Consider the following 23,542-nt stretch of genomic DNA (forward strand, 5'->3'; position numbering starts at 1 on the left):
GCTCCCATAGGATTTGCGCCACCACGAACCAAGTTGGTGCGACTATTATCCAGCGCCCGTTTCCGTGCACAAATCCCACCTTGCCATTTCTTGAATCACCTTTTAAAACGCTTGTTCGGGACTCTGGTTCGGAAATTGCTACTTTCATTAGGTCTTACGCTGTCCAGTAACAATAATTCTGCGCCACAAGCGCTCATATTGGTTCTTAGGGATTGAATAATGAAAAAAGCATTGCTGACCCTTTCTGCACTGGCGTTGTGCATGGCTGCCGGCTCCGCGCTGGCAAAGGAATACAAAGAATTGCGTTTTGGCGTTGACCCTTCCTACGCGCCATTCGAGTCGAAAGCGGCCGACGGTAGCCTGGTAGGCTTCGACATCGATCTGGGCAACGCGATCTGCGCCGAGTTGAAGGTCAAGTGCAAATGGGTCGAAAGCGATTTCGACGGCATGATTCCGGGCCTCAAGGCCAATAAATTCGACGGTGTGATCTCTTCGATGACTGTCACCCCGGCTCGCGAAAAAGTCATCGACTTCTCCGACGAGCTGTTCTCCGGCCCAACCTCTTACGTGTTCAAGAAAGGTTCTGGCCTGAGTGCAGACGTCGCTTCGCTGAAGGGTAAAACCGTAGGTTACGAGCAAGGCACCATCCAGGAAGCCTACGCCAAGGCCGTACTGGACAAGGCCGGGGTGAAAACCCAGGCCTATCAGAACCAGGACCAGGTGTATTCCGACCTGATTTCCGGTCGTCTCGATGCTGCGATCCAGGACATGCTGCAAGCCGAACTGGGCTTCTTGAAGTCGCCAAGAGGCGAGGGCTACGAAGTCAGCCAGCCGGTCGACAGCGAACTGCTGCCGTCGAAAACAGCTATCGGTATCTCTAAAGGTAACAAAGACCTCAAGGCACTTTTGAATAAAGGTATCAAAGCGTTACACGACGATGGCACCTACGCCACCATTCAGAAGAAACACTTTGGCGATCTGAATCTGTACAGCGGCAAATAATGCCCGGCGCCCATCTCGCGATGGGCGCTTTTTTCACCCGATCAGGTTGCTGATTTATGTTCGAAAATCTATTACAAAACCTGGGGCTCTCAGCCTTCAGCCTTCAGGGCTTCGGTCCGTTGCTGATGGAAGGCACCTGGATGACCATCAAATTATCGGTGTTGTCATTGTTGCTGGCCGTATTGCTCGGTCTGCTCGGTGCCAGTGCCAAGCTGTCAAAAGTCAAACTGGTGCGCGTACCGGCCCAGCTGTACACCACGCTGATTCGCGGCGTGCCAGACCTGGTGCTGATGCTACTGATCTTCTACAGCCTGCAAACCTGGTTGACGACGTTTACCGATTTCATGGAATGGGAATACATCGAGATTGACCCGTTCAGCGCCGGGGTCATCACCCTGGGCTTCATTTATGGCGCGTACTTCACCGAGACCTTCCGTGGCGCGATTCTCGCGGTACCCCGGGGCCAGGTCGAAGCCGCCACCGCTTATGGCCTCAAACGTGGCCAACGTTTTCGTATCGTGGTGTTCCCGCAAATGATGCGTTTTGCCCTGCCGGGTATCGGCAACAACTGGATGGTGATGCTCAAGGCCACCGCACTGGTCTCGATCATCGGCCTCGCCGATCTGGTCAAGGCGGCGCAGGACGCCGGTAAAAGCACCTATCAACTGTTTTACTTCCTGGTCCTCGCCGCGCTGATTTACCTAGTGATCACCAGCGCTTCCAACGTCGTCCTGCGCTGGCTCGAACGCCGTTACGCCGCCGGCTCCCGGGAGGCCGTACGATGATCGAACTCTTGCAGGAATACTGGAAACCCTTCCTTTATACCGACGGCTACAACATCACCGGCCTGGCCATGACCCTGTGGCTGCTCAGTGCGTCGATCTTCATCGGTTTTCTGGTGTCGATCCCGCTGTCCATCGCCCGGGTTTCGCCGCACTTCTATATCCGCTGGCCGGTGCAGTTCTACACCTACCTGTTCCGTGGTACGCCGCTGTATATCCAGCTACTGATTTGCTACACCGGGATCTACAGCCTGGCCGCCATACGTGCCCAGCCAGTGCTTGATGCGTTCTTTCGCGATGCAATGAACTGCACGATCCTGGCATTCGCCCTGAACACCTGCGCCTACACCACGGAGATTTTCGCCGGGGCGATTCGCAGCATGGCCCACGGCGAAGTCGAAGCAGCGAAAGCCTACGGCCTGACCGGCTGGAAGCTTTATGCCTACGTGATCATGCCTTCGGCCCTGCGTCGCTCGTTGCCTTATTACAGCAACGAAGTGATTCTGATGCTGCACTCGACCACCGTGGCGTTCACCGCGACCATCCCGGATGTGCTGAAAGTCGCTCGGGACGCCAACTCGGCGACCTTCCTGACCTTCCAGTCGTTCGGCATCGCCGCGCTGATCTACCTGACCGTTACCTTTGCGCTGGTCGGCCTGTTCCGCCTCGCCGAACGCCGATGGCTGGCCTTCCTCGGGCCGACCCACTAGGATTTTTTGCAATGCGCCATCAGATTCATGACCTGCTGGCCCCGCTGCCGGGGACCGCACGACAAATCCACAGCTTCCACTTTGGCCCGACATCGGCCAAGGGCAAGATCTACATCCAGGCTTCCCTGCACGCCGATGAAATGCCCGGCATGCTGGTGGCCTGGCACCTCAAGCAGCGTCTGACGGAGCTGGAAGCCGCTGGCCGCCTGCGCAGCGAAATCGTGCTGGTGCCGGTGGCCAACCCGGTCGGCCTGGAACAGGTGCTGATGGATGTGCCGCTGGGCCGCTATGAGCTCGAAAGCGGCCAGAACTTCAACCGCTGGTTCGTCGATTTGAGCGAAGAAGTGGGCAATGAGATCGAAGGCCAGCTCGGCGACGATTCGCAGCGCAACCTCGAACTGATCCGCAGTAGCCTGCGCAATGCACTGGCACGGCAGACCGCCGCCACTCAACTGCAATCCCAGCGCCTGATCCTGCAACGGCTGGCCTGCGATGCCGACATGGTGCTGGACCTGCATTGCGATTTCGAAGCGGTCGCGCACCTCTACACCACTCCAGAGGCCTGGCCGCAGGTCGAGCCGCTGGCCCGCTACATCGGTGCCGAAGCCAGTTTGCTGGCCACCGATTCAGGCGGCCAGTCGTTCGATGAATGCTTCACCCTGCTCTGGTGGCAGTTGAAAGAGCGTTTCGGCGAACACTTCGACATTCCGCCGGGAAGCTTTTCGGTGACCGTTGAATTGCGCGGCCAGGGCGACGTCAATCACCCGCTGGCCAGCCTCGACTGCCAGGCGCTGATCGACTACCTGACCCACTTCGGCGCCATTGCCGGCGAACCGGCGTCTCTGCCCGAACTGCCCTACCCGGCCACGCCGCTGGCCGGGGTGGAACCTGTGGCAACTCCGGTCGGCGGATTGCTGGTGTTCACCGCGCTGCCGGGGGAATTCCTCGAAGCCGGGCAACTGATCGCCGAAATCATCGACCCGATCACTGATCGCGTCACCCCTGTCCATTGCACCGCCGCCGGCCTGATGTACGCCCGTTCGCTGCGGCGCATGGCCACCGCCGGCATGGTGATCGCCCACGTCGCGGGCACCGAAGCCTACCGCAGCGGCTACCTACTTTCGCCTTGAGGATGCATGCCCCATGTACAAACTGACCATCGAAGGCCTGCACAAAAGCTATGGCGACCATCATGTGCTCAAAGGCGTTTCGCTCAAGGCCAACACCGGCGACGTCATCAGCCTGATCGGCGCCAGCGGCTCGGGTAAAAGTACCTTTCTGCGTTGCATCAACTTTCTCGAACAACCCAACGACGGCGCGATGACCCTGGACGGCCAGAACATCCGCATGATCAAGGATCGCCACGGCATGCACGTGGCCGACGCCGATGAACTGCAACGGATTCGCACCCGCCTGGCCATGGTCTTCCAGCACTTCAACCTGTGGAGCCACATGACGGTGCTGGAAAACATCACCATGGCGCCGCGCCGGGTACTGGGTTGCAGCAAGCAGGAAGCTGAAGACCGTGCCCGTCGCTACCTCGACAAGGTGGGTCTGGCGGCGCGCGTGGCGGACCAATACCCGGCGTTCCTTTCCGGTGGTCAGCAGCAACGTGTCGCCATTGCTCGCGCTCTGGCGATGGAACCGGAAGTCATGCTGTTCGACGAACCAACCTCGGCGCTCGACCCGGAGCTGGTGGGTGAAGTGCTCAGGGTGATTCAGGGCCTGGCCGAAGAAGGCCGGACGATGATCATGGTGACCCACGAAATGAGCTTCGCCCGCAAGGTGTCGAGCCAGGTGCTGTTTCTGCACCAAGGGCTGGTAGAGGAAGAAGGCGCGCCGGAAGAGGTGCTGGGCAGTCCGAAAAGTGAACGGCTTAAGCAGTTCCTCAGCGGAAACCTGAAATAACTTCACCCACCTCCGTAACGAAATATGGCCAGTCAGCTGAAGTCTTTACAGACATCAGCTGACTGGCCATTCATTTTCGGCTTCGGCTTCGGCTTCGGCAATCAGGCAACCGGGGCGGGAGGCGGCTCATCCGGCAGGGTCGGCTCACCGGGTTCCGTCGGTTGTTCGTTGGGGGTATCGGGATCAGGCTGACCGGGGATGCCCCCTGCCATGCTGATTGGCGGATGTGCCAACAAGGACCAGGCTAGAATGCCAACCTGATTGGGCTCAAGCCTTGCCAGTTCGGCACTTATTCGCGGATCGATCTTCATAGAGCACTCCTGAGCAATGGCCCCGTCCGCTGTACGCGAACCGGGCAGTACACCCAATAGAGTGTCTACCCGCTCAGGAATTCCCGCTACCTGCCAGATGAATGGATCAAGTGCGTGGCAGGGTCACGCCGCGCTGACCCTGGTACTTGCCGCCACGGTCCTTGTAGGATACTTCGCACTCTTCGTCGGATTCGAAGAACAACATCTGCGCCACACCTTCATTGGCGTAGATTTTCGCCGGCAACGTGGTGGTGTTGGAGAACTCCAGGGTCACGTGGCCTTCCCACTCAGGCTCAAGCGGCGTCACGTTGACGATAATGCCGCAACGCGCGTAGGTGCTTTTACCCAGGCAGATGGTCAGCACATTGCGCGGAATACGGAAGAATTCCACGGTGCGCGCCAGGGCGAAGGAGTTCGGCGGGATGATGCAAACGTCACTCTTGACGTCGACGAAGCTCTTCTCGTCGAAGTTCTTCGGATCAACGGTCGCCGAATTGATGTTGGTGAACACTTTGAATTCATCGGCGCAACGCACGTCGTAGCCGTAGCTCGACACACCGTAGGAAATCACTCGCTCGGCGCCTTCGCCGCGCATCTGGCGCTCGACGAAAGGCTCGATCATGCCGTGCTCTTGCGCCATGCGGCGAATCCACTTGTCCGATTTGATGCTCATGGCGGGTGTCCTGAATAGCGAGGTGGAAAAAATCTGTCCGGCATCTTACCGGGCGCGCGCTTCGGGTTCAAAGTCCGAGGCGCAATTCTCGCCGATCCCCTGTAATTTCCGGGTCTTCACCTTAATACGGTGCACCGTCAGTCACGAAAACAGAGAAACCTTCGCAAGAAGCATTGGCACGTTCCGGAAAAAGGGTTAAGGTGGCGCCACTGTGCTGCTTGTGTCACTGAGAATCTCTACACGATATGTTGAATTTCGATCCAACCATCTACAAGAATTTTTCCTGCTCTTTGCACTCAGTCTCGGCCAGGGTTCTTCCTGTGTCGCAGTTATCTTTGTTCAAGGAGTTACACCATGTCTAATCGCCAAACCGGTACCGTTAAGTGGTTCAACGATGAAAAAGGCTTCGGCTTCATCACTCCACAATCCGGTGACGACCTGTTCGTTCACTTCAAAGCTATCCAATCCGACGGCTTCAAAAGCCTGAAAGAAGGCCAACAGGTTTCTTTCATCGCTACCCGCGGTCAGAAAGGCATGCAAGCTGAAGAAGTTCAAGTTATCTAACTTATACTTGCTTTAGTAAAAGGCCCCGCCCTCAAAAGCGGGGCTTTTTTGTGCCTGTGTGTTTTTGCCGGGCAAAAAAAGATCGCAGCCTTCGGCAGCTCCTACGGATGTATATCAATCTCTGTAGGAGCTGCCGAAGGCTGCGATCTTTTGATCTCTAGCGGCTTACCAAGTCACGCCAAACCCTGCGGTGTAACGGGTCTTGCTCAGGTCAGCCTCATCGCTACCGGTGATGATGTCCTTCTCGGCCTTCAGGTTCAGCGAAGCCCAATCGGTCACTTTGTAACGCAGACCGACTTCGGCATCCAGCGCGTAATCCGCCACGCCACCCAACGGCTTGCCAACCTCGCCATTGGTGAAGAACTCCACCTTCTTGCCAATCAGGTAACGGTTGTAGTCCCACTTCATCGCGACCGAGTAGAAGTTGTCCTTGCCGCCATCGCTGTATTGGTAATCGGTGCGGTTGATCAGCGAACCCAGGGAGAATGCACCCAGTTCGTCATCCCAGAACTGATACCCAGGACCGGTACCGACCGTGCGCTGACGGGCAAGGTCTTCAACCTTGTCACGCTTGTAGACCAGGCGACCTTGCCAGAACCATTTGTCGGTCAGGAAACGATCGAGAGAGTACTCGCCGCTCCAGTTGTCCGTGGTCACCACGTCATCTTGGAACTCACGATTGTATTCACCTTCCGCGGTGTGCCGCCATCTGCCATGACGGGCACTGGTCTTGAAGTCGACGTCGTAGTCGTCGGTGTCTTTTTCCGCTCGTTGATAGTCCAGCGCCACGTCAATATTGCCCTTCCACACCAGATCCTCGACCACCGGCTTGGGCTTGAGAATCTGCTGGATGCTGGCCAATTCGACTGTTTTGGGTGCATCACCATTCGCCAGGGTGACCTTACCGTCATCCGCTGCATGCAGGGCCTTGGCCTTTTCACCGGTGTAGGCATCCTGCTTGACCAGTAGCTGCTGATCGCTTTCCAGAGTTTTGACCTGTTTCCAGTCGATCGGCACGGCACCGGCGTATTCGGTCTGAATCAACAGTTTGCCGCCATCGAACAGCGTGATCTTGCCGCTCAATTTGTCACCGTTCTTCAACCAGACGGTATCAGCGAGCAAGGGCGTGGAAGCACTCAAGACAGCGAGGCACAGCAGGGTTCTGGACACCATAAGCAAATACAGGCTCAAGTTTGCGAAAAAAATCGGCATTATCCGTAGGAATAAGACCCTAGCAAGGACTGACCCGACTATTTCTATTGAGTTCATTTCTCAACGGGCGATCCAGGATTTACTCTACAGACGGTAATGCGAACTCCCCCAGGATCTACTGACGTGACCGAAACATCTGTTGAAACCGAAAGCGCAGCGCAAATCCGACGCACGGCGCTCTACCTGACACTCGCGCAAGTGCCCGAGGGTAAAGTCGTCAGTTACGGCCAACTCGCCGAACTGGCGGGGCTGGGCCGTGCCGCCCGCTGGGTCGGACGAACACTGAGCCAACTGCCCGGCGACACTAAATTGCCATGGCATCGCGTGCTCGGTGCCGGCGGACGCATCAGCCTGCCCGTGGGCAGTCCTTCAGGGGATGAGCAGCGCGCACGATTGCGCTCGGAGGGCATCAGTGTCCTGAATAATCGTGTTGATATTCGGCGCCATGGCTGGCGCCCGGTAGAGCACAGCGGTTAGAGTGCGCGCTTTGTTTCCGTAATTCTTGAGGCAGACTCCAGCCCATGCCCCGTAAAACCTGGCGCGCCGCGCTCGCCGCCTATGCCAGCCCCTCAACGCTCGTGCTGTTGCTGCTTGGTTTCGCCGCCGGCCTGCCCTACATGCTGGTGTTTTCGACACTTTCGGTCTGGCTGCGTGAAGCCGGCGTGGCTCGCGAAACCATCGGCTATGCAAGCCTGATCGGTCTGGCCTACGCCTTTAAATGGGTCTGGTCACCGTTGCTCGACCAATGGCGCCTGCCATTCCTCGGCAAGCTCGGGCGACGACGAAGCTGGCTGGTACTTTCCCAGGCACTGGTGATCCTCGGCCTGATCGGGATGGGCTTCTGCGACCCGCAAAAACATTTGTCCTGGCTGATCGCTATTGCTGTGGTCGTCGCGTTCGCCTCGGCGACGCAAGACATTGCAGTCGACGCCTATCGCCTGGAAATTGCTGACGACAGCCGTCAGGCTGCGCTGGCCGCCAGTTACATGTCTGGCTATCGGATCGCCGCGCTGCTGGCGACCGCCGGCGCCCTGTTCTTCGCTGAAGGCTTCGGCTCCACCGGTTTCAATTACCAGCATTCGGCCTGGGCCGGCACTTACGTGCTGTTCGGCGCCCTGATGGTTCCGGCGTTGCTGACTTCCCTCTTCATGCGCGAGCCGCCGGTGCCGCTGCGCACGCAACTTCAAGCCGGGCGCTACAGTTTTGTGCACCAACTGGCATCGGTGTTCGTGCTGATCGTGCTGCTGGTGTCCGTGCCGGCCATGTTCACCCAGCTCTACAACACCGATTTCGCCAGCGTGCTGTTTGAAGGCGCGAGCGTGCTCGATCTGCTGCTCGAAGACCGCGCCTTCCTGCGGGCGATTCTCTACACCACACTCACCGCCCTGTGCCTGTCTGCGATGGGCCGCCGTGGCCTGGCGCCGGTGCTGACGCCGATCAACGACTTCATCCTGCGTTACCGCTGGCAAGCGCTGTTGCTGCTCGGGCTGATTGCCACTTATCGGATGTCGGATACGGTCATGGGCGTGATGGCCAACGTGTTCTACATCGACCAGGGCTTCACCAAGGATCAGATTGCCAGTGTCAGCAAAATCTTCGGCCTGATCATGACCCTGGTCGGCGCCGGCATGGGCGGCCTGTTGATCGTGCGCTTCGGCATCCTGCCGATCCTGTTCATCGGCGGCATTGCGTCGGCCGGCACCAACCTGCTGTTCCTGATGCTCGCCGACATGGGTGCCAACCTGAACATGCTGATCCTGACCATTTCCCTGGATAACTTCAGCTCGGGGCTGGCGACCTCGGCGTTCGTCGCCTACCTGTCAAGCCTGACCAACCTCAAGTTCTCCGCCACCCAGTACGCCCTGCTCAGCTCGATCATGCTCCTGCTGCCACGCCTGATCGGCGGCTATTCAGGGGTCATGGTGGAAAAATACGGTTATCACAATTTCTTCCTGATCACCGCGCTGCTGGGTGTTCCGACCCTGCTGTTGATCGCCTTGCACTGGTTCCAGGAGAACCGTCGCGCAGGGCCGACACCCACACCAGAACCGGTTCCGACCCAGGTCGCGGAAGAATCGTAGGACATTTCGCAGAGGGCATGGGATTCCCGCCCTCCTGCCACACCACCGACCGCACGCCTGTACGCCAGCAGATCTCGCCCGTACAATGCTCCGTCATTTCTCGTCATCAGCAACCGACAACGGCCAACCATGCGCACCAGTCAATTTTTGCTCGCCACACAGAAAGAAACGCCTTCCGACGCGGTCGTGATCAGCCATCAGCTGATGCTGCGCGCCGGCATGATCCGCAAACTCGCCTCGGGCCTGTACACCTGGCTGCCGATGGGCCTGCGGGTAATGCGCAAGGTCGAAGCCGTCGTTCGTGAAGAAATGAACGCTGCAGGTTCTCTTGAAGTGTTGATGCCGAGCACCCAACCGGCTGAGCTGTGGCAGGAATCCGGTCGCTGGGAAGAATACGGCCCTGAATTGCTGCGTTTCAAGGATCGCCATGGTCGCGACTTCTGCGCCGGTCCGACTCACGAAGAAGTGATCACCGACCTGATGCGTAACGAGTTGAGCAGCTACAAACAGCTGCCGATCAACCTGTACCAGATCCAGACCAAATTCCGTGATGAAATCCGTCCACGCTTCGGTTTGATGCGCGGCCGCGAGTTCATCATGAAGGACGCCTACTCGTTCCACGCTGATCAGCCTTCGTTGCAGATCACCTACGACCGCATGCACCAGGCGTACTGCAACGTGTTTACGCGCCTGGGCCTGAAGTTCCGTCCGGTTGAAGCCGACAACGGCTCGATCGGTGGTGCGGGCTCCCACGAGTTCCACGTTCTGGCCGAATCCGGTGAAGACGACATCGTCTTCAGCAACGGTTCCGACTACGCCGCGAACATCGAGAAAGCCGAAGCTGTGCCGCGCGAAACTTCGCGTGCCGCACCCGCCGAGGAACTGCGCCTGGTCGACACGCCGAACGCCAAGACCATTGCGCAACTGGTCGAAGGCTTCAACCTGCCGATCGAGAAGACCATCAAGACCCTGGTGGTTCACGCTGAAGAGAAAGGCAAGCTGATTGCCCTGATCATCCGTGGCGACCACGAACTGAACGAAATCAAGGCCGCCAACCAGCCTGGCGTTGCCAGCCCGCTGGTCATGGCCTCCGAAGCCGAACTGCGCGATGCCATTGGCGCCGGTGCCGGCTCCCTCGGCCCGCTGAACCTGCCACTGCCGATCATCATCGACCGTTCCGTCGAGCTGATGAGCGACTTCGGCATCGGTGCCAACATCGACGACAAGCACTACTTCGGCGTGAACTGGGAGCGCGACCTGCCGGTTCCGACCGTTGCCGACCTGCGCAACGTCGTCGCCGGCGACCCAAGCCCGGATGGCAAGGGCACCCTGGAAATCAAGCGCGGCATCGAAGTCGGGCACATCTTCCAGCTGGGCAACAAGTACAGCAAAGCGATGAAGTGCGAAGTACTGGGCGAGAACGGCAAGCCGGTCACCCTGGAAATGGGCTGCTACGGCATTGGCGTTTCCCGCGTGGTGGCTGCCGCCATCGAGCAGAACAACGACGCGAACGGCATTATCTGGAGCGACACTCTGGCGCCCTTCCAGGTTGCCTTGGTGCCACTGCGCTACGAAACCGAACAGGTTCGCGAAGCCACCGACAAGCTGTACGCAGAACTGACTGCAGCCGGCTTTGAAGTGCTGCTGGACGATCGCGACAAGAAAACCAGCCCGGGCATCAAGTTCGCGGACATGGAGCTGATCGGCATTCCTCACCGGATCGTGGTCAGTGACCGTGGCCTCGCCGACGGCAATCTGGAATACAAGAGCCGCACCGAGCCCGAGGCGCAAGCGCTGCCGGTCGCTGACGTGCTGTCCTTCCTCCAGGCCCGTATCCGCCGCTGACACCAGATAGAGAAGTCATGTTCAAGCGAAACACCTTAGGCCTCGGTGGTGCCGCCCTGTGCGGCACCCTGCTGGTCAGCGGCTGTGCCAATCACATGTCGCAACGCAGCGAGCACGAGGAACGCGTCGAGCGCAAACTGCTCGATCACAGCCTGCAGATCGATGTCGGCGAGCCCAAGGTGCTTGAGCTGCCGCAACGCCGAGTGAAAATTCTCGAGCAGAAGACTTTCGAGGTCACCGAATTCGAAGTCACCCGTCACTATGATCGCTATACGCCTTACCAACCCTGGCGGGAGGTCTACGAGATCCCGCTGGGCGCGGTGGCCGTGGTGGGCGGTGTCGGCGCGAATGTGGTCAACGTGTTCGCCCTCGGCAACCTTCCGGACAGTGTGACCAAGGACTGGTTCAGCTACGGTTTCGCCGGGCTCAACCCGTTCATGAACGCGCAGTCCAACGGTCGTGCGCAGCAGAACCTGGCGGGGATCGACGAAGTCCAGCTCGACAAGCGCACGGAGTACTCGAGCCTGCCGTGGAGCGAGCGTCCCGTCGAGGTCAAGGCCGGCAAAGAAACATTTGAGCTGAGCACCGACAAAAACGGCGTATTGCGCCTGAACCTGTTGGACAGCCCGTTCGCCGAACATGACCTCAACCATCTGGGCAAGCTGCAAATCAGCGTCCAGGATGGCAAGGACGATGTGCATACCGACTCGACCCTGGCGCTCAGCAGCACCTTGCGCGGCAAGCTGCTCGAAGCGCATGGGCTGATTTACGACGACCTCGAAGACGACGAAGTGAGCCAGTGGGTACACCGGGTCAAACGTCTGTCGGAGCTGGGCCTGGAAGAAGAAGCGAGCGAGCTGGAACAGAGCCTGATCGAACTGACTCGCAACGACCCCGAGCTGCAGACCGAATTCCTCAAGTCGCTGACCAAGGATGCCGGGAGACTGGTGGCGGATCCGGGACCCAATTGAGCCCCCTAAAAGATCGCAGCCTTCGGCAGCTCCTACAGGATGTACGCCATCCCAATGTAGGAGCTGCCGAAGGCTGCGATCTTTGATTTTCAGGCCTCAGCGCTCAAACAACTCCATCTGCTCAAACCCACCCCGCAAATCCTCCAGCCGCACCCCGATCCCCAACAACCGCACCGGCTTCCCGCCGCGATTGAAGGCCTGGGTCAGCAACAACTGATAACTTCCCAGATCCCGCCCTGCCCCGGCCTGCTCCAGCGTCGTTTGGGTGAAGTCATGGAATTTCACTTTGACGAACGGCTTGCCCGGCCGATAGCTGCTGTCGATCCGCGCCATGCGGCCGTTCAGGGTTTCCAGCAACTCGGGCAACTTGTCCAGGCAGCTCACCAGATCCGGCAGATCCACGTCGTAGGTGTTTTCGACACTGATCGACTGCCGCCGACTGTCGTTGTGTACCAACCGATCATCGATCCCACGGGCCAGGCTCCATAGCCGCTCACCAAAACTGCCGAATTCGCGCACCAGTGCCAGCTTGTCCCATTCGCGCAAATGCGCGCAATCGACGATACCGAGCCTGCCCAGTTTGTCGGCGGTCACTTTGCCCACGCCGTGCAGCTTGCTCACCGGCAAACCGCTGACGAAGTCCTCGACCTGATCCGGCGTGATGACGAACAAGCCGTTGGGCTTCTTCCAGTCACTGGCGATCTTGGCGAGAAACTTGTTCGGGGCCACGCCGGCCGAGACCGTGATGTGCAACTGATTGGACACCCGACGGCGGATATCCTGGGCAATTCGCGTGGCACTACCGCCAAAATGCGCACTGTCTGACACGTCGAGGTAAGCCTCATCGAGGGAAAGCGGTTCGATCAGGTCGGTGTAGTCGCGAAAGATCGTGTGAATTTCCTTCGACGCTTCTCGGTAGGCATCCATGCGCGGCTTGACGATGGTCAGGTCCGGGCACAGCTTCAAGGCATGCCCGGAAGACATGGCCGAACGCACGCCATACGCACGCGCTTCATAATTGCAGGTAGCGATCACCCCACGCCGATCCGCCGAACCGCCCACCGCCAGGGGTTTACCAGCCAGGCGCGGGTCGTCACGCATTTCGATGGCGGCGTAGAAGCAGTCACAATCGACGTGGATGATTTTTCGCTGGGTCATAGGGAAGCGGTGTTCATGGCGAAGAAATGGAGTCAAGGCGTGACGGATCAGCAGTATCTCACCGACACCTGTATATAGCACCAGTAGTCTGAATGTTCTTTCCCGCTAGTAGGAAATGTACCGGATGAATTTATTTTCTCAATCGAAAAGCACCACCCGATAGAGCTGAAAGCCTTGCCACACCTGACTCTCAGGCCTGCAAACCACCCCCTTTAACTAGCTAAGCGATTGAACAGGAACAGGTTTTCCCAGGATTTAAGGTTGACAGCCCCGCGATCCTCTGTAGAATGCCGACACACAGACGCGGGATGGAGCAGTCTGGTAGCTCGTCGGGCTCATAACCCGAAGGTCGTCGGTTCAAATCCGGCTCCCGCAACCAAACATCAAAAAAGGCTACTCGAAAGAGTGGCCTTTTTTGTGCGTGTCTGTTTTGTGATGGCGGAACGTTTGCCCCTTCGACGCAGAAATGAGAAATCGTTCTGATTCCGAAACTTAACGCTCCCCTGCGACCGTTTGCCGCTCTTTTACGCTTATTTGACCCGTCCGGGGATTAACGGTTGACACTCCGGCATTCGCCTGTAGAATGCCGCCACACAGACGCGGGATGGAGCAGTCTGGTAGCTCGTCGGGCTCATAACCCGAAGGTCGTCGGTTCAAATCCGGCTCCCGCAACCAAACATCAAAAAAGGCTACTCGAAAGAGTGGCCTTTTTTGTATCTGTTGAAAAAGTCCTTTCGCAACAATGACCTGTCACTGTGTAGTAAAGCGTTCGGGATCACCAAAGCTGTGGGTTCAGACTATGCTGAATCGCAGACAGAACCTTTTACGACGGATGACCTGCCATCGCCGATATCTGGTGAGAGCGTTAATATTTGTGATTATTTTTTTCTACAGGGATTGGTAACTTGGCTGGATACCCCCATCCTGTCGCGCACAATCCAAGAGGTGATTGATGCGCGCCAACTCGTCTGATCCACAAGGCACCGTCACAGCGACACAACCGATCAAGGCCGAGCGTCTGCGCTTGCTGGATCGGATCAGCAAGTATCGTCAGCCCATCGGGCTGGCAATCACGTTGCTGTTGTTCGCTATCGCGCTGATTGCCTGTCGTCACCTGCTGAGCGAGCTCGATCTGTACGCTCTGCACGACTCCATTCTCGACGTTCCAAAACCGGCATTGATAGGCGCCTTGGGCGCGACCGTGGTCGGCTTCATCATTTTGCTGGGTTACGAATGGTCGGCTGCCCGTTATGCCCGCGTCACACTGGCGCCGCAAGTCATGGCCCTGGGCGGCTTCACCGCATTTGCCATCGGCAATGCCATCGGTCTTTCGATGCTCTCGGGAGGCTCGGTTCGCTACCGTTTATATGCACGTCATGGCCTGGGGGCTTCCGAAGTCGCGCACATGACGCTATTCGCCAGCCTTTCGCTAGGTTGCGCCCTGCCCCCGCTGGCCGCCCTCGCCACGCTCAGTAGTCTCCCCGCCGCCTCTGCCGCATTGGGTCTCTCCGAGACATTGCTGGGGGCGATTGCCGCGGCCGTGTTGCTGCTCTTTACGGTACTGGCCATCGGTATCTACCGCCGTCGCCTGCCGGAACAGCCTTACCCGGATAACCTGCTGGTCAAGGTCGGACGCCGCACCTTGCGCCTGCCGGGCCGGCGCCTGACCTTCCTGCAACTGATCATCACCGCCCTGGACGTGGCCGCCGCCGCGACCGTGCTTTATTTGTTGCTGCCGGAAGCTCCGCCCTTCGGCGCGTTCCTGCTGGTGTACCTGCTGGCCCTGGCTGCGGGCGTGCTCAGCCACGTGCCCGGCGGTGTCGGGGTGTTCGAGGCGATCCTGCTGGCCGCTTTCGCCGACAAGCTCGGCGCCGCGCCACTGGCTGCCGCCCTGCTGCTCTATCGCTTGATCTACGTGGTGCTGCCGTTGCTGGTGGCCTGCGTATTGCTGCTGATCAACGAAGGCCAGCGTCTGTTTCAGACACGCCAGACCCTGCGCGCCACGTCTGGCCTGGCCGCGCCGATCCTGGCGGTGCTGGTGTTTCTGTCCGGCGTGGTGCTGCTGTTCTCCGGTGTGACACCGGAAATCGACACGCGCCTGGAACATATCGGCTTTCTGATCCCGCATCGATTGGTCGACGCCTCGCACTTCGGCGCCAGCCTCGTCGGCGTTCTTTGCCTGCTGCTGGCGCAAGGTCTGCGTCGCCGACTCTCGGCCGCGTGGATGCTGACCACCATTCTGTTGCTGGTGGGCGCCGTGCTCTCGCTGCTCAAAGGCTTCGACTGGGAAGAAGCCTGCCTGATGACCCTGACCGCGAGCCTGCTGGGGGTTTTCCGGCGCTCGTTCTATCGCCCCAGCCGCCTGACCGAACTGCCGTTCTCGCCGCTGTACCTGGTGGCCAGCCTGTGCGTACTCGGTGCGTCGATCTGGCTGTTGCTGTTCGCCTATCAGGATGTTCCCTACAGTCATCAACTCTGGTGGCAGTTCACCCTCGACGCCGATGCCCCGCGTGGCTTGCGCTCGCTGCTTGGCGCGGCCGTGATGCTGGTGGTGGTGTCCCTGACCTGGCTGCTGCGCACCGCGCGCCCGGTGATCCATCTGCCGACACCCGATGAACTGGAGCGCGCGGTAAAGATCCTCATGGCCTCCGCCCAACCGGATGGCGGCTTGGCCCTGACCGGTGACAAGGCGTTGCTGTTTCACCCTAACGACGAGGCGTTCCTGATGTACGCCCGCCGTGGGCGCAGCCTGGTGGCCTTATATGACCCGATCGGTCCGACCCAGCAACGGGCCGAGATGATCTGGCAGTTCCGCGATCTCTGCGACATCCACCACGCCCGCCCTGTGTTCTATCAGGTACGCGCCGAGAACCTGCCGTACTACATGGACATCGGCCTGACCGCGATCAAACTCGGTGAAGAAGCGCGGGTCGACCTGCGTCGCTTTGATCTCGAGGCCAAGGGCAAAGAGATGAAAGACCTGCGCTACACCTGGAATCGTGGCACCCGCGATGGCCTGTCGCTGGAGATCCATGAACCGGGGCACGCGCCGATGGATGAGCTCAAGGTGATTTCCGATGCGTGGCTGACTGGCAAGAACGTGCGTGAGAAAGGTTTCTCCCTCGGCCGTTTCAGCGATGACTACCTCAAGCATTTCCGTGTCGCGGTGATTCGCTTCGAAGGACGCCCGGTGGCGTTCGCCAACCTGCTCGAGACCTACGGCCACGACCTGGCCAGCCTCGACCTGATGCGCGCGCACCCGGACGCCCCCAAGCTGACCATGGAGTTCATGATGGTCGGCCTGATTCAACATTATAAAAATCATGGATACGCACGCTTCAGCCTGGGCATGGTGCCGTTGTCGGGGTTGCAACCCCGTCGCGGCGCGCCACTGACCCAGCGCCTGGGCTCGATGGTGTTCCGCCGTGGTGAGCAGCTCTACAACTTCCAAGGCTTGCGCCGCTTCAAAGACAAATTCCAGCCTGACTGGGAACCCCGTTATATGGCCGTGCCCGCCGGACTCGATCCGCTGGTTGCCCTGGCCGACACTGCCGCCCTGATTGCGGGCGGCTTGACTGGATTGGTGAAACGCTGATGATTCAACGCTCCCTGCGGTACGTACTGGCCACTCTGGTAGTGCTGGCCCTGATTCTCGGTGGCGGTTATTGGTACCTCAAACGTCCGGCACCCGAACCGACCCTGGAATTGCTGACACCGGCCGACGGCGCCGTGATGACCCGCGTCATCCCCGGCAACACGCCACGCGCCCAGGTGCTGGTGGCAGTCAATGAAGACCAGAAGCTCAGCGACAAACAATTGATGACCCTGAGCCGCAGCGGCTCGGCGCAGATCGTCCAGGTGATTCTGCCAAAAGACTGCCTGCTGCAAAGCCGTGCCCTGCAATCGGGCTTGAGAGAACTCAAAGGCCCGGCGACCCTGGTCAGCGGCATCGGCCCTGGCGCCGTGCTGGCATGGCGCTGGTTGTCCGAGCAGAAGGACGACAAGTCCCAGGCGGTCTCCGTCGACCTGGCCCTGGAAAAACCCGGCTGCACGCACCTGTTGCCGAAAAGCGCCGCCCACGGTCACTGGCTGGTGGCCTGGAACGACAACCCGGACGACACCAGCGCCGGCTTCGTGCGCGACCAACCCAACGCCGAAACCAGCATCAGCGACTACGACATCAACCTGCCGCAAGTGCTGAACAATGAACTGCGCAAGATCCTCGTCGGCGGCGACAAAGCCGCTGGCGGCCTGCAGATTCCGGTGGTTGAAGTCCCGGCCGGCCAAGCCAAGGACACGGTCACCCTGTTTCTCTCCGGTGACGGCGGCTGGCGCGACCTGGACCGCGACGTCGCGGGCGAAATGGCGAAGATCGGCTACCCGGTGGTCGGCATCGACACGCTGCGCTACTACTGGCAGCACAAGAGCCCGGAGCAGAGCGCCCTGGACCTGGCCGAACTGATGCAGCACTACCGGCAGAAGTGGGGCACCAAGCGCTTCATCCTGACCGGTTACTCGTTCGGCGCCGACGTTCTGCCGGCGATCTACAACCGCCTGGAGCCAGCGGAGCAACAGCGCGTCGACGCAATCATCCTGCTGGCCTTCGCCCGTACCGGTAGCTTCGAAATCGAAGTCGAAGGCTGGCTCGGCAACGCCGGCAAAGAAGCCGCCACCGGCCCGGAAATGGCCAAGTTGCCACCGGAAAAAGTAGTGTGCATCTACGGCGAAGAAGAATTCGACGAAAGCGGCTGCACTGACAAGACTGCCGTGGGCGAAGCCATCAAACTGCCTGGCGGCCACCACTTCGACGAGAACTACCCGAAACTGGCCCAACGGCTGGTGGATGTGATCGAGAAGCGTCAAGCGAAGGAGACGGCGGCTCAGGAGTGATCTGAACCCGCCCACAAAAAAAAGCCCCCGCTGCCTTATGGTTGCGGGGGCTTTTTTGTACCCAACATGAAGCGCTACCAGCTAGTCGGACTTTATGTCGATGTTCTGTGCTTCCAAGGCTAAAGTTGAACATCTATCCACGTGACGTCATCTTCAACAGCGATAAAGTCGCTATTAGGTGCTGCCAGCAAGCTGCTTTGCTGCGACTCCGTTAACTCAGCCCAGAATCCATCGGTTACGAACACCAGTCGCTCACCGACGGCCAATGGGTGATAAACAAAGTCAGGGTCCGGGGCACGATTTGCCTTCAAGCATCGGGTTATCCAGTTTCGAGCTGGATCTTGCGCCAGCTCACGATGCGAACGGTCGCGCCTCCAATTGGCCTTGCAGTGGGGCGGCGCAATCCACTCTATCCTGCCTTCCGGTGTCACCACACCGCACGAACAGTCACCTTCATACGCAAGCGTGAGCTTCCCATGAGCAGCGAAACCAACCAGGTAACACGTGGCCCCTGTCTGATCCGCAAACAAAGCGGGGTGAAGCTCGGCCAGCACTGAACCAAGTACCTGCTCAACTGCTCCGTGCTCAGTGATATCGGCCCCCTGCCCCATGTGTTTCGGGTAGGCCTCTAAAATACCTTTTACGAAACATTCGGCCAACTGACCACTGCCGGGCTTCGACGTACCGTCCGTGATGACGAACAGCCCTCTGTCGCCGTCGCAAAGAGCTCCAGCATAGTCATGATTGGCTTTCCTGGTCCGTCCTGTTACTGATCTGGTGTCGTATCTCATGCGTTGCCCAGATCCTTCATGCGCCTGTGGATGATTCGCCCTCTACCCGGATTCGCCTGCACCGAACCCGAGCTTTCAATCACGTAGTCGATACCACTGAGCGCCGTGAGTTCTCGAATTCCAGTCGTGATGAAGTCCTTGAGCTCAGACTCAGCTTGGCGAACCTCTTCCAAAAGCTCTGTACGACCATCAATCAAGATGATGATGTCTTCGACGTCTTTGTGGTACGGGTCACCCTCACCGCGACCGCTAAAGGCTTCTAGCTTCGTCGCAAGAAAGTAGGTCGGTTTGAATATCTGGATGACCGTACCGTTGGGCAACGTAAATTTATCAGCCCTCTCCAGCCCCTCCACGAACCAACGGTTGGCATATCCGAGAACAGCGGGGTCAGAAGGCATCACGTCAACGACGACATCGTTGAAGCGGAAACGACAGTTGACTTCATCCTCACCGGTGATCTTGAAGTTCTTAGCCGCCAGCCGTTCCGTGAGGTGTTGCCAGGCGCTAATGCCTGCCAGTTCGATCACCAAGTCAACATCATCGGTGAAACGAATGTCGTCCAGCACAGTAGCGTCAGTAACCAGCATGGCCGTGGTGCAACCACCGACGAAGGCAACCTCAGCGAGAAACTCCTCCCCCAAGCCGTCTGCAACAAACTCTATGAGCTCATAGCTGTGATCAGCGTTTGATGACATGTTATTTGAGCCCCATCCCTGCCTTTAGAATGTTAATCGCCACGCCACACTCTCGCGGGCCGCCAAGACGGATCGCATCAACAAGCGCAAGGTAATGGTAAAGAGTCCTATCCTTCTTAACCGCTTCCGGCACGGTTTTGTAGAGCGGCTCTATCGCCTGACCACGCTCAGTTCCGAGTGCATCTGACCAGACCGGAATCAGTCCACCAGCGCTCTTGATGCTTTTGGACAGCGCTGGTGCTGCGAAGCCTGTTGGAATACCGCGAACCATTGCGCCCGGCTTCACGGGAAAAAAGTATTTCAAAGCGTGCTCGGTGACTTTCAGCAGCTCTCGCCGATTAACTTTCGCAAGCCCGGTGTCGTAGTCACTGATCAGCAACCCAGACTCGCGACATCTGGCCAGGGAGTTTGAAATCTCGCTTTTGCTTATCCCAAGAGACGCAGACAACGCACGCAACGAGTAAGCTTCACTCCAGCTCGTCAGCGGCAGAGAAGGTACGGGCTCCGACCACCCTTCCCACCCCTCCTCCTCTCCCAAGGGTGAGTCGAACTCCCGGCGTTGGAATACAGCTTCTTCGCCATCAGCGAGGTAGGTGACTAGCGGTTGCCCCACTCGCCCCCCCGCCCTCAGATGTATCTGCGTGGGCTTCAGCAATGCCTCAACCGTGTTCGAATTCGCTTCAGATTCCATCTTCCCAAAAAGATTTTCTTCCTGGGCGTGCAGGCTGGCCATCTTGAACAAAAGCAATATGTCTTGACTCTTCATGAAGCTAAAAACTCCAAGCGTCCACATTCCATAAAACGTGGACACTTGTCTCATTGGAAATATCGAGTCGTCAAGACCTTTCAATGCTTATCAGTGCAGATCGCTTGCCAATTTACCGGCGGCCTCTGCGTCGTTTAGTTCTTGTTTAATTCAGCCGCAGCAATTTCGGATGACTCTCACAAACCTTGTAGGCAAACTCCGAATCTCGCGTTTGGGCACTTTGACGCCTTGTTGCGCTTTTCTTCGGCGGGATACTCTCCGGACGTCGCTGACCATTCAGCGATCGGGTGTGGTAACCCGGTTAGGCAAAGTGCAACACCGCTCCCATCACGGTTCGTACGTTTTTACGTCTGTAATCCCGTGTTATGGCGGCTGTGCGTGGGAGACCTTCGGGTCTGCCGGTTCCTTTGCTCCTCCGGTTTACCACCCTACGTACAGCTGCCACCCATTCGTGTGGTAACGAATGCGGCAGCTCCTCGTTAAGGAGCGAAACAATGAGCAAAACAAATCCGTCTACACCTTCAGACCTGAAAACCATCGGCCTCACCCCCTTCATCTACTGCTCAAACCAACCGCTGTTCCATGTCACTCGCGACGTTCCCCTCGCAGATGCGTTAGCCATGGCCTCCGATTTTCTGTTCCTATCCAAAGAACTGACCCGGGATGCTGCCTTTAACCGCGATACCGACCGCCATATCTGGGCAGCGCATTACCTGACGGCGATGAGCAAGGCAGTGGTTGATGATGTGGTGAAGGTGCTGGAGCGGCCGGCTGCGACGAATACCGAATCAAAAAAATAATGGCCTGAGCGCAATTCCAGCAGGCGCCACAGATTCCTTGTGGGAGCGAGACCGGCTTGCCGGCGAAGGCGGCTGCACATCCAACATACCTGTAACTGACAGAATGCTTTCGCGAGCAGGCTCGCTCCCACAGGGGCCTGCGTGAAGCCCGGATCGGTGCCAAACACAAAAAAAGCCCCCGCTGTCTTCACGGCAACGGGGGCTTTTTGATGGGGCTTACATCTCTACCTGCGTCCCCAACTCAATCACCCGGTTCAGCGGCAAATTAAAGAACCGCAAATTGCCATTGGCATTTTTCAACATGAAGGCAAACAACGCCTCGCGCCAGCGAGCCATGCCTTCAAGCTTGGAGGCGATGACCGTCTCGCGGCTGAGGAAGTAGGTGGTGCGCATCGGGCTGAAGTCCAGGTCATCGAGATGGCACAGCTTCAGCGCTTGCGGCACGTCCGGCTCGTCGACGAAGCCAAAGTGCAGGATCACCCGGAAGAAACCTTCGCCGTGGGATTCAACCTCGAAGCGCCGTTGCGCCGGTACTCGCGGAATGTCTTCGTACACCACCGTCAGCAACACCACTTGCTCGTGCAGCACCTGGTTATGCAACAGGTTGTGCAACAGCGCGTGGGGCACGGCATCCGGACGCGCGGTGAGGAACACCGCGGTGCCCTGGACCCGATGCGGCGGTTGCACGCGGATGCTGCTGATGAAAATCGGCAGAGGCAGGCCACCCTCGTCCATACGCTCCACCAGCAGTTGCTTGCCGCGTTTCCAGGTGGTCATCAGCACGAACAACGCGATACCGGCGATCACCGGGAACGCCCCGCCCTGAATGATTTTCGGCACATTGGCAGCGAAGTACAGACCGTCCACCAGCAGGAAACCGACCAACAGCGGCACCGCGAGGACCGGAGGCCATTTCCACAGCAGCAATATCACCGCCGACACCAGGATGGTGGTCATCAGCATCGTGCCGGTCACCGCCACACCGTAGGCCGAGGCCAGGGCACCGGAAGATTCGAAGCCCAGGACCAGCAAAATCACGCCGACCATCAGCGACCAGTTCACCGCGCCGATGTAGATCTGGCCCTGTTCGGCGCTGGAAGTGTGCTGAATGTGCATGCGCGGAATGTAGCCGAGCTGGATCGCCTGACGGGTCAGGGAGAACGCGCCGGAGATCACCGCTTGCGAGGCAATCACCGTGGCCAGGGTCGACAAGCCGACCAACGGAATCAACGCCCAGCTTGGCGCCAGCAGATAGAACGGGTTGCGAGCCGCTTCAGGATCACCCAGCAGCAAGGCGCCCTGGCCGAAGTAGTTCAACACCAGTGCAGGCAGCACGAGGATGAACCACGCGCGGGCAATCGGCTTGCGGCCGAAGTGGCCCATGTCAGCGTAAAGCGCTTCGGCGCCGGTCAGTGCCAGCACCACTGCGCCGAGAATCGCCACACCCATGCCTGGATGCACGATGAAGAAACGCACGCCCCAGACCGGGTTCATCGCTTGCAACACTTCCGGGTGCTGCAGGATGCCGTAGACACCCAGCGCGCCCAGCACCACAAACCAGGTCACCATGATCGGCCCGAACAGAATGCCGATCCGCGCGGTACCATGGCGTTGAATCAGGAACAGCGCCACCAACACGATCAACGACAGCGGCACCACCCAATGGTCGATGCCTTCAAACGCCAACCCCAGGCCTTCAATCGCCGAGAGTACGGAAATCGCCGGTGTGATCATGCTGTCGCCGTAGAACAGCGCCGCACCGATCAGGCCGCAGACTACCAGTAACGTACGCAACTTCGGGTACCCCGCCGCTGCCCGTCGAGCCAGCGCGGTCAGTGCCATGATGCCGCCTTCGCCCTGGTTGTCGGCGCGCAGCACGAACATCATGTATTTGATCGAGACAACCCAGATCAACGACCAGAAGATCAGCGCCAGAATCCCCAGCACCCCGTCATGATTGACGGGCACGCCATAGCCACCGGAAAACACTTCTTTGAGGGTGTACAGCGGGCTCGTGCCGATATCGCCATAAACCACCCCGACCGCCGCGACCAGCATGCCGATCGGCTTTGCTGCCGAATGCTCGGCGCCCGCCGCCTGACTACTTGCCTGACCCATCCACCACTCCTGATACCCAGACCGGACTTCTTTAGAAGAAGCACTATGCTTTGCCGTGCAGCATGCGCTGTTTTACATCACGTTACAGACGTTTTGTTGACTGTAAAAAATCGGTAAAGCGTAAAGGCGCGAAGCATAGCGCAGCACTCGTCGTATTTCCCTGCATAAAGCTGGTCAAGTGCGCCTCCCGTCGCTAGAATTGCGCACTTTTTGATCAGAGGCGCAGCAAGCGCCCGTCAGCCGCCTTGCCGCCCTCGGCACGAGG

21 protein-coding genes and 2 tRNA genes are annotated in these 23,542 nt (G+C 58.7%); 15 read left to right on the plus strand and 8 right to left on the minus strand.

Annotation, left to right across the window (positions count from 1 at the left end; translation table 11 throughout):
• Positions 1-219 precede the first annotated feature (219 nt).
• From ACYZUD_RS16525 to ACYZUD_RS16545, 5 genes are read left to right on the plus strand one after another with little or no spacing between them, the layout of a single operon-like run.
• Positions 220-1,002: a transporter substrate-binding domain-containing protein gene (locus ACYZUD_RS16525; RefSeq protein WP_462024950.1), complete on the plus strand. Its 783-nt coding sequence runs from the start codon at positions 220-222 to the stop codon at positions 1,000-1,002.
• Positions 1,003-1,058: 56 nt separating this feature from the next.
• Positions 1,059-1,787 carry an ABC transporter permease gene (locus ACYZUD_RS16530; protein WP_462024951.1) on the plus strand — a complete coding sequence of 243 codons (729 nt, stop codon included), beginning with the start codon at positions 1,059-1,061 and terminating at the stop codon, positions 1,785-1,787.
• A complete protein-coding gene (locus tag ACYZUD_RS16535; RefSeq protein WP_462024952.1) occupies positions 1,784-2,494 on the plus strand; it encodes an ABC transporter permease in 711 nt (236 codons plus the stop codon). Before ACYZUD_RS16530 ends, ACYZUD_RS16535 begins: the two co-directional genes overlap by 4 nt.
• Positions 2,495-2,505: 11 nt before the next feature.
• Complete coding sequence (locus ACYZUD_RS16540) at positions 2,506-3,624, plus strand: succinylglutamate desuccinylase/aspartoacylase family protein (RefSeq protein WP_462024953.1); 1,119 nt, start codon at positions 2,506-2,508, stop codon at positions 3,622-3,624.
• A 13-nt stretch (positions 3,625-3,637) separates the two neighbouring features.
• Positions 3,638-4,402: an ABC transporter ATP-binding protein gene (locus tag ACYZUD_RS16545; protein ID WP_462024954.1), complete on the plus strand. Its 765-nt coding sequence runs from the start codon at positions 3,638-3,640 to the stop codon at positions 4,400-4,402.
• 101 nt (positions 4,403-4,503) lie between these two features.
• Here the strand turns inward: ACYZUD_RS16545 and ACYZUD_RS16550 are convergent, their stop codons facing one another.
• Positions 4,504-4,713, minus strand: a complete 210-nt coding sequence (locus ACYZUD_RS16550; RefSeq protein ID WP_462024955.1) for a hypothetical protein — start codon at positions 4,711-4,713, stop codon at positions 4,504-4,506.
• Between the two features lie 106 nt (positions 4,714-4,819).
• The gene (dcd, locus tag ACYZUD_RS16555) at positions 4,820-5,386 is read right to left on the minus strand and encodes a dCTP deaminase (protein ID WP_462024956.1); all 567 of its coding nucleotides are present in this window, start codon (positions 5,384-5,386) and stop codon (positions 4,820-4,822) included.
• A gap of 354 nt (positions 5,387-5,740) precedes the next feature.
• On the opposite strand from dcd, the gene ACYZUD_RS16560 reads away from it, so the two are divergent.
• Entirely contained in the window at positions 5,741-5,950 is a 210-nt protein-coding gene (locus ACYZUD_RS16560) for a cold-shock protein (RefSeq protein WP_002554837.1), read from the plus strand.
• 165 nt (positions 5,951-6,115) lie between these two features.
• Here ACYZUD_RS16560 and ACYZUD_RS16565 read toward each other — a convergent pair whose 3' ends face one another.
• Positions 6,116-7,123 carry a DUF481 domain-containing protein gene (locus tag ACYZUD_RS16565; protein WP_462024957.1) on the minus strand — a complete coding sequence of 336 codons (1,008 nt, stop codon included), beginning with the start codon at positions 7,121-7,123 and terminating at the stop codon, positions 6,116-6,118.
• A gap of 135 nt (positions 7,124-7,258) precedes the next feature.
• Here ACYZUD_RS16565 and ACYZUD_RS16570 point away from each other — a divergent pair, with 135 nt between their 5' ends.
• From ACYZUD_RS16570 to ACYZUD_RS16585, 4 genes are all read left to right on the plus strand, one after another.
• Positions 7,259-7,639 carry an MGMT family protein gene (locus ACYZUD_RS16570; RefSeq protein WP_462024958.1) on the plus strand — a complete coding sequence of 127 codons (381 nt, stop codon included), beginning with the start codon at positions 7,259-7,261 and terminating at the stop codon, positions 7,637-7,639.
• A 44-nt stretch (positions 7,640-7,683) separates the two neighbouring features.
• Entirely contained in the window at positions 7,684-9,243 is a 1,560-nt protein-coding gene (locus tag ACYZUD_RS16575) for an AmpG family muropeptide MFS transporter (protein ID WP_462024959.1), read from the plus strand.
• Positions 9,244-9,372: 129 nt separating this feature from the next.
• Positions 9,373-11,088 (plus strand): proline--tRNA ligase, encoded by a 1,716-nt coding sequence (locus ACYZUD_RS16580; RefSeq protein WP_462024960.1) that lies wholly within the window; start codon positions 9,373-9,375, stop codon positions 11,086-11,088.
• A gap of 17 nt (positions 11,089-11,105) precedes the next feature.
• Entirely contained in the window at positions 11,106-12,059 is a 954-nt protein-coding gene (locus tag ACYZUD_RS16585; RefSeq protein WP_462024961.1) for a hypothetical protein, read from the plus strand.
• Positions 12,060-12,155: 96 nt separating this feature from the next.
• On the opposite strand, the gene dinB is transcribed toward ACYZUD_RS16585, so the two are convergent.
• A complete protein-coding gene (dinB, locus tag ACYZUD_RS16590) occupies positions 12,156-13,217 on the minus strand; it encodes a DNA polymerase IV (protein WP_462024962.1) in 1,062 nt (353 codons plus the stop codon).
• A 302-nt stretch (positions 13,218-13,519) separates the two neighbouring features.
• On the opposite strand from dinB, the gene ACYZUD_RS16595 reads away from it, so the two are divergent.
• The 4 genes from ACYZUD_RS16595 to ACYZUD_RS16610 all read left to right on the plus strand — a co-directional run bounded on the left by ACYZUD_RS16595 (position 13,520) and on the right by ACYZUD_RS16610 (position 18,107).
• Positions 13,520-13,596: transfer RNA gene (locus ACYZUD_RS16595), tRNA-Met, on the plus strand.
• A 219-nt stretch (positions 13,597-13,815) separates the two neighbouring features.
• Positions 13,816-13,892 (plus strand) — tRNA-Met (locus ACYZUD_RS16600).
• Between the two features lie 277 nt (positions 13,893-14,169).
• Positions 14,170-16,812, plus strand: coding sequence for a bifunctional lysylphosphatidylglycerol flippase/synthetase MprF (gene mprF, locus ACYZUD_RS16605; protein ID WP_462024963.1), 2,643 nt, complete (start codon positions 14,170-14,172; stop codon positions 16,810-16,812).
• Complete coding sequence (locus ACYZUD_RS16610; protein WP_462024964.1) at positions 16,812-18,107, plus strand: virulence factor family protein; 1,296 nt, start codon at positions 16,812-16,814, stop codon at positions 18,105-18,107. Before mprF ends, ACYZUD_RS16610 begins: the two co-directional genes overlap by 1 nt.
• Positions 18,108-18,226: 119 nt before the next feature.
• On the opposite strand, the gene ACYZUD_RS16615 is transcribed toward ACYZUD_RS16610, so the two are convergent.
• Genes ACYZUD_RS16615 through ACYZUD_RS16625 form a run of 3 tightly spaced genes read right to left on the minus strand, consistent with a single transcriptional unit; the run spans position 18,227 to position 20,359 of the window.
• Positions 18,227-18,898 carry a PP2C family protein-serine/threonine phosphatase gene (locus ACYZUD_RS16615; protein WP_462024965.1) on the minus strand — a complete coding sequence of 224 codons (672 nt, stop codon included), beginning with the start codon at positions 18,896-18,898 and terminating at the stop codon, positions 18,227-18,229.
• Positions 18,895-19,593 carry a hypothetical protein gene (locus ACYZUD_RS16620; RefSeq protein WP_462024966.1) on the minus strand — a complete coding sequence of 233 codons (699 nt, stop codon included), beginning with the start codon at positions 19,591-19,593 and terminating at the stop codon, positions 18,895-18,897. The genes ACYZUD_RS16615 and ACYZUD_RS16620 overlap by 4 nt, the downstream gene beginning before the upstream one ends.
• 1 nt (position 19,594) lies before the next feature.
• Positions 19,595-20,359 (minus strand): MarR family transcriptional regulator, encoded by a 765-nt coding sequence (locus ACYZUD_RS16625; protein ID WP_462024967.1) that lies wholly within the window; start codon positions 20,357-20,359, stop codon positions 19,595-19,597.
• A 494-nt stretch (positions 20,360-20,853) separates the two neighbouring features.
• Here ACYZUD_RS16625 and ACYZUD_RS16630 point away from each other — a divergent pair, with 494 nt between their 5' ends.
• On the plus strand, positions 20,854-21,159 hold the full coding sequence (locus tag ACYZUD_RS16630; protein WP_462024968.1) for a DUF3077 domain-containing protein: 306 nt from the start codon (positions 20,854-20,856) through the stop codon (positions 21,157-21,159).
• A 216-nt stretch (positions 21,160-21,375) separates the two neighbouring features.
• On the opposite strand, the gene ACYZUD_RS16635 is transcribed toward ACYZUD_RS16630, so the two are convergent.
• Positions 21,376-23,277, minus strand: coding sequence for a potassium transporter Kup (locus ACYZUD_RS16635; RefSeq protein WP_462024969.1), 1,902 nt, complete (start codon positions 23,275-23,277; stop codon positions 21,376-21,378).
• Positions 23,278-23,542 lie beyond the last annotated feature (265 nt).

This window comes from Pseudomonas sp. XS1P51, assembly GCF_054897845.1.

Coding starts and splice junctions, on each gene's coding strand:
- ACYZUD_RS16525 (WP_462024950.1), top strand. CDS start 220: ATGAAAAAAGCATTGCTGACCCTTTCTGCACTGGCGTTGTGCATGGCT.
- ACYZUD_RS16530 (WP_462024951.1), top strand. CDS start 1,059: ATGTTCGAAAATCTATTACAAAACCTGGGGCTCTCAGCCTTCAGCCTT.
- ACYZUD_RS16535 (WP_462024952.1), top strand. CDS start 1,784: ATGATCGAACTCTTGCAGGAATACTGGAAACCCTTCCTTTATACCGAC.
- ACYZUD_RS16540 (WP_462024953.1), top strand. CDS start 2,506: ATGCGCCATCAGATTCATGACCTGCTGGCCCCGCTGCCGGGGACCGCA.
- ACYZUD_RS16545 (WP_462024954.1), top strand. CDS start 3,638: ATGTACAAACTGACCATCGAAGGCCTGCACAAAAGCTATGGCGACCAT.
- ACYZUD_RS16550 (WP_462024955.1), bottom strand. CDS start 4,713: ATGAAGATCGATCCGCGAATAAGTGCCGAACTGGCAAGGCTTGAGCCC.
- dcd (WP_462024956.1), bottom strand. CDS start 5,386: ATGAGCATCAAATCGGACAAGTGGATTCGCCGCATGGCGCAAGAGCAC.
- ACYZUD_RS16560 (WP_002554837.1), top strand. CDS start 5,741: ATGTCTAATCGCCAAACCGGTACCGTTAAGTGGTTCAACGATGAAAAA.
- ACYZUD_RS16565 (WP_462024957.1), bottom strand. CDS start 7,123: ATGGTGTCCAGAACCCTGCTGTGCCTCGCTGTCTTGAGTGCTTCCACG.
- ACYZUD_RS16570 (WP_462024958.1), top strand. CDS start 7,259: ATGCGAACTCCCCCAGGATCTACTGACGTGACCGAAACATCTGTTGAA.
- ACYZUD_RS16575 (WP_462024959.1), top strand. CDS start 7,684: ATGCCCCGTAAAACCTGGCGCGCCGCGCTCGCCGCCTATGCCAGCCCC.
- ACYZUD_RS16580 (WP_462024960.1), top strand. CDS start 9,373: ATGCGCACCAGTCAATTTTTGCTCGCCACACAGAAAGAAACGCCTTCC.
- ACYZUD_RS16585 (WP_462024961.1), top strand. CDS start 11,106: ATGTTCAAGCGAAACACCTTAGGCCTCGGTGGTGCCGCCCTGTGCGGC.
- dinB (WP_462024962.1), bottom strand. CDS start 13,217: ATGACCCAGCGAAAAATCATCCACGTCGATTGTGACTGCTTCTACGCC.
- mprF (WP_462024963.1), top strand. CDS start 14,170: ATGCGCGCCAACTCGTCTGATCCACAAGGCACCGTCACAGCGACACAA.
- ACYZUD_RS16610 (WP_462024964.1), top strand. CDS start 16,812: ATGATTCAACGCTCCCTGCGGTACGTACTGGCCACTCTGGTAGTGCTG.
- ACYZUD_RS16615 (WP_462024965.1), bottom strand. CDS start 18,898: ATGAGATACGACACCAGATCAGTAACAGGACGGACCAGGAAAGCCAAT.
- ACYZUD_RS16620 (WP_462024966.1), bottom strand. CDS start 19,593: ATGTCATCAAACGCTGATCACAGCTATGAGCTCATAGAGTTTGTTGCA.
- ACYZUD_RS16625 (WP_462024967.1), bottom strand. CDS start 20,359: ATGAAGAGTCAAGACATATTGCTTTTGTTCAAGATGGCCAGCCTGCAC.
- ACYZUD_RS16630 (WP_462024968.1), top strand. CDS start 20,854: ATGAGCAAAACAAATCCGTCTACACCTTCAGACCTGAAAACCATCGGC.
- ACYZUD_RS16635 (WP_462024969.1), bottom strand. CDS start 23,277: ATGGGTCAGGCAAGTAGTCAGGCGGCGGGCGCCGAGCATTCGGCAGCA.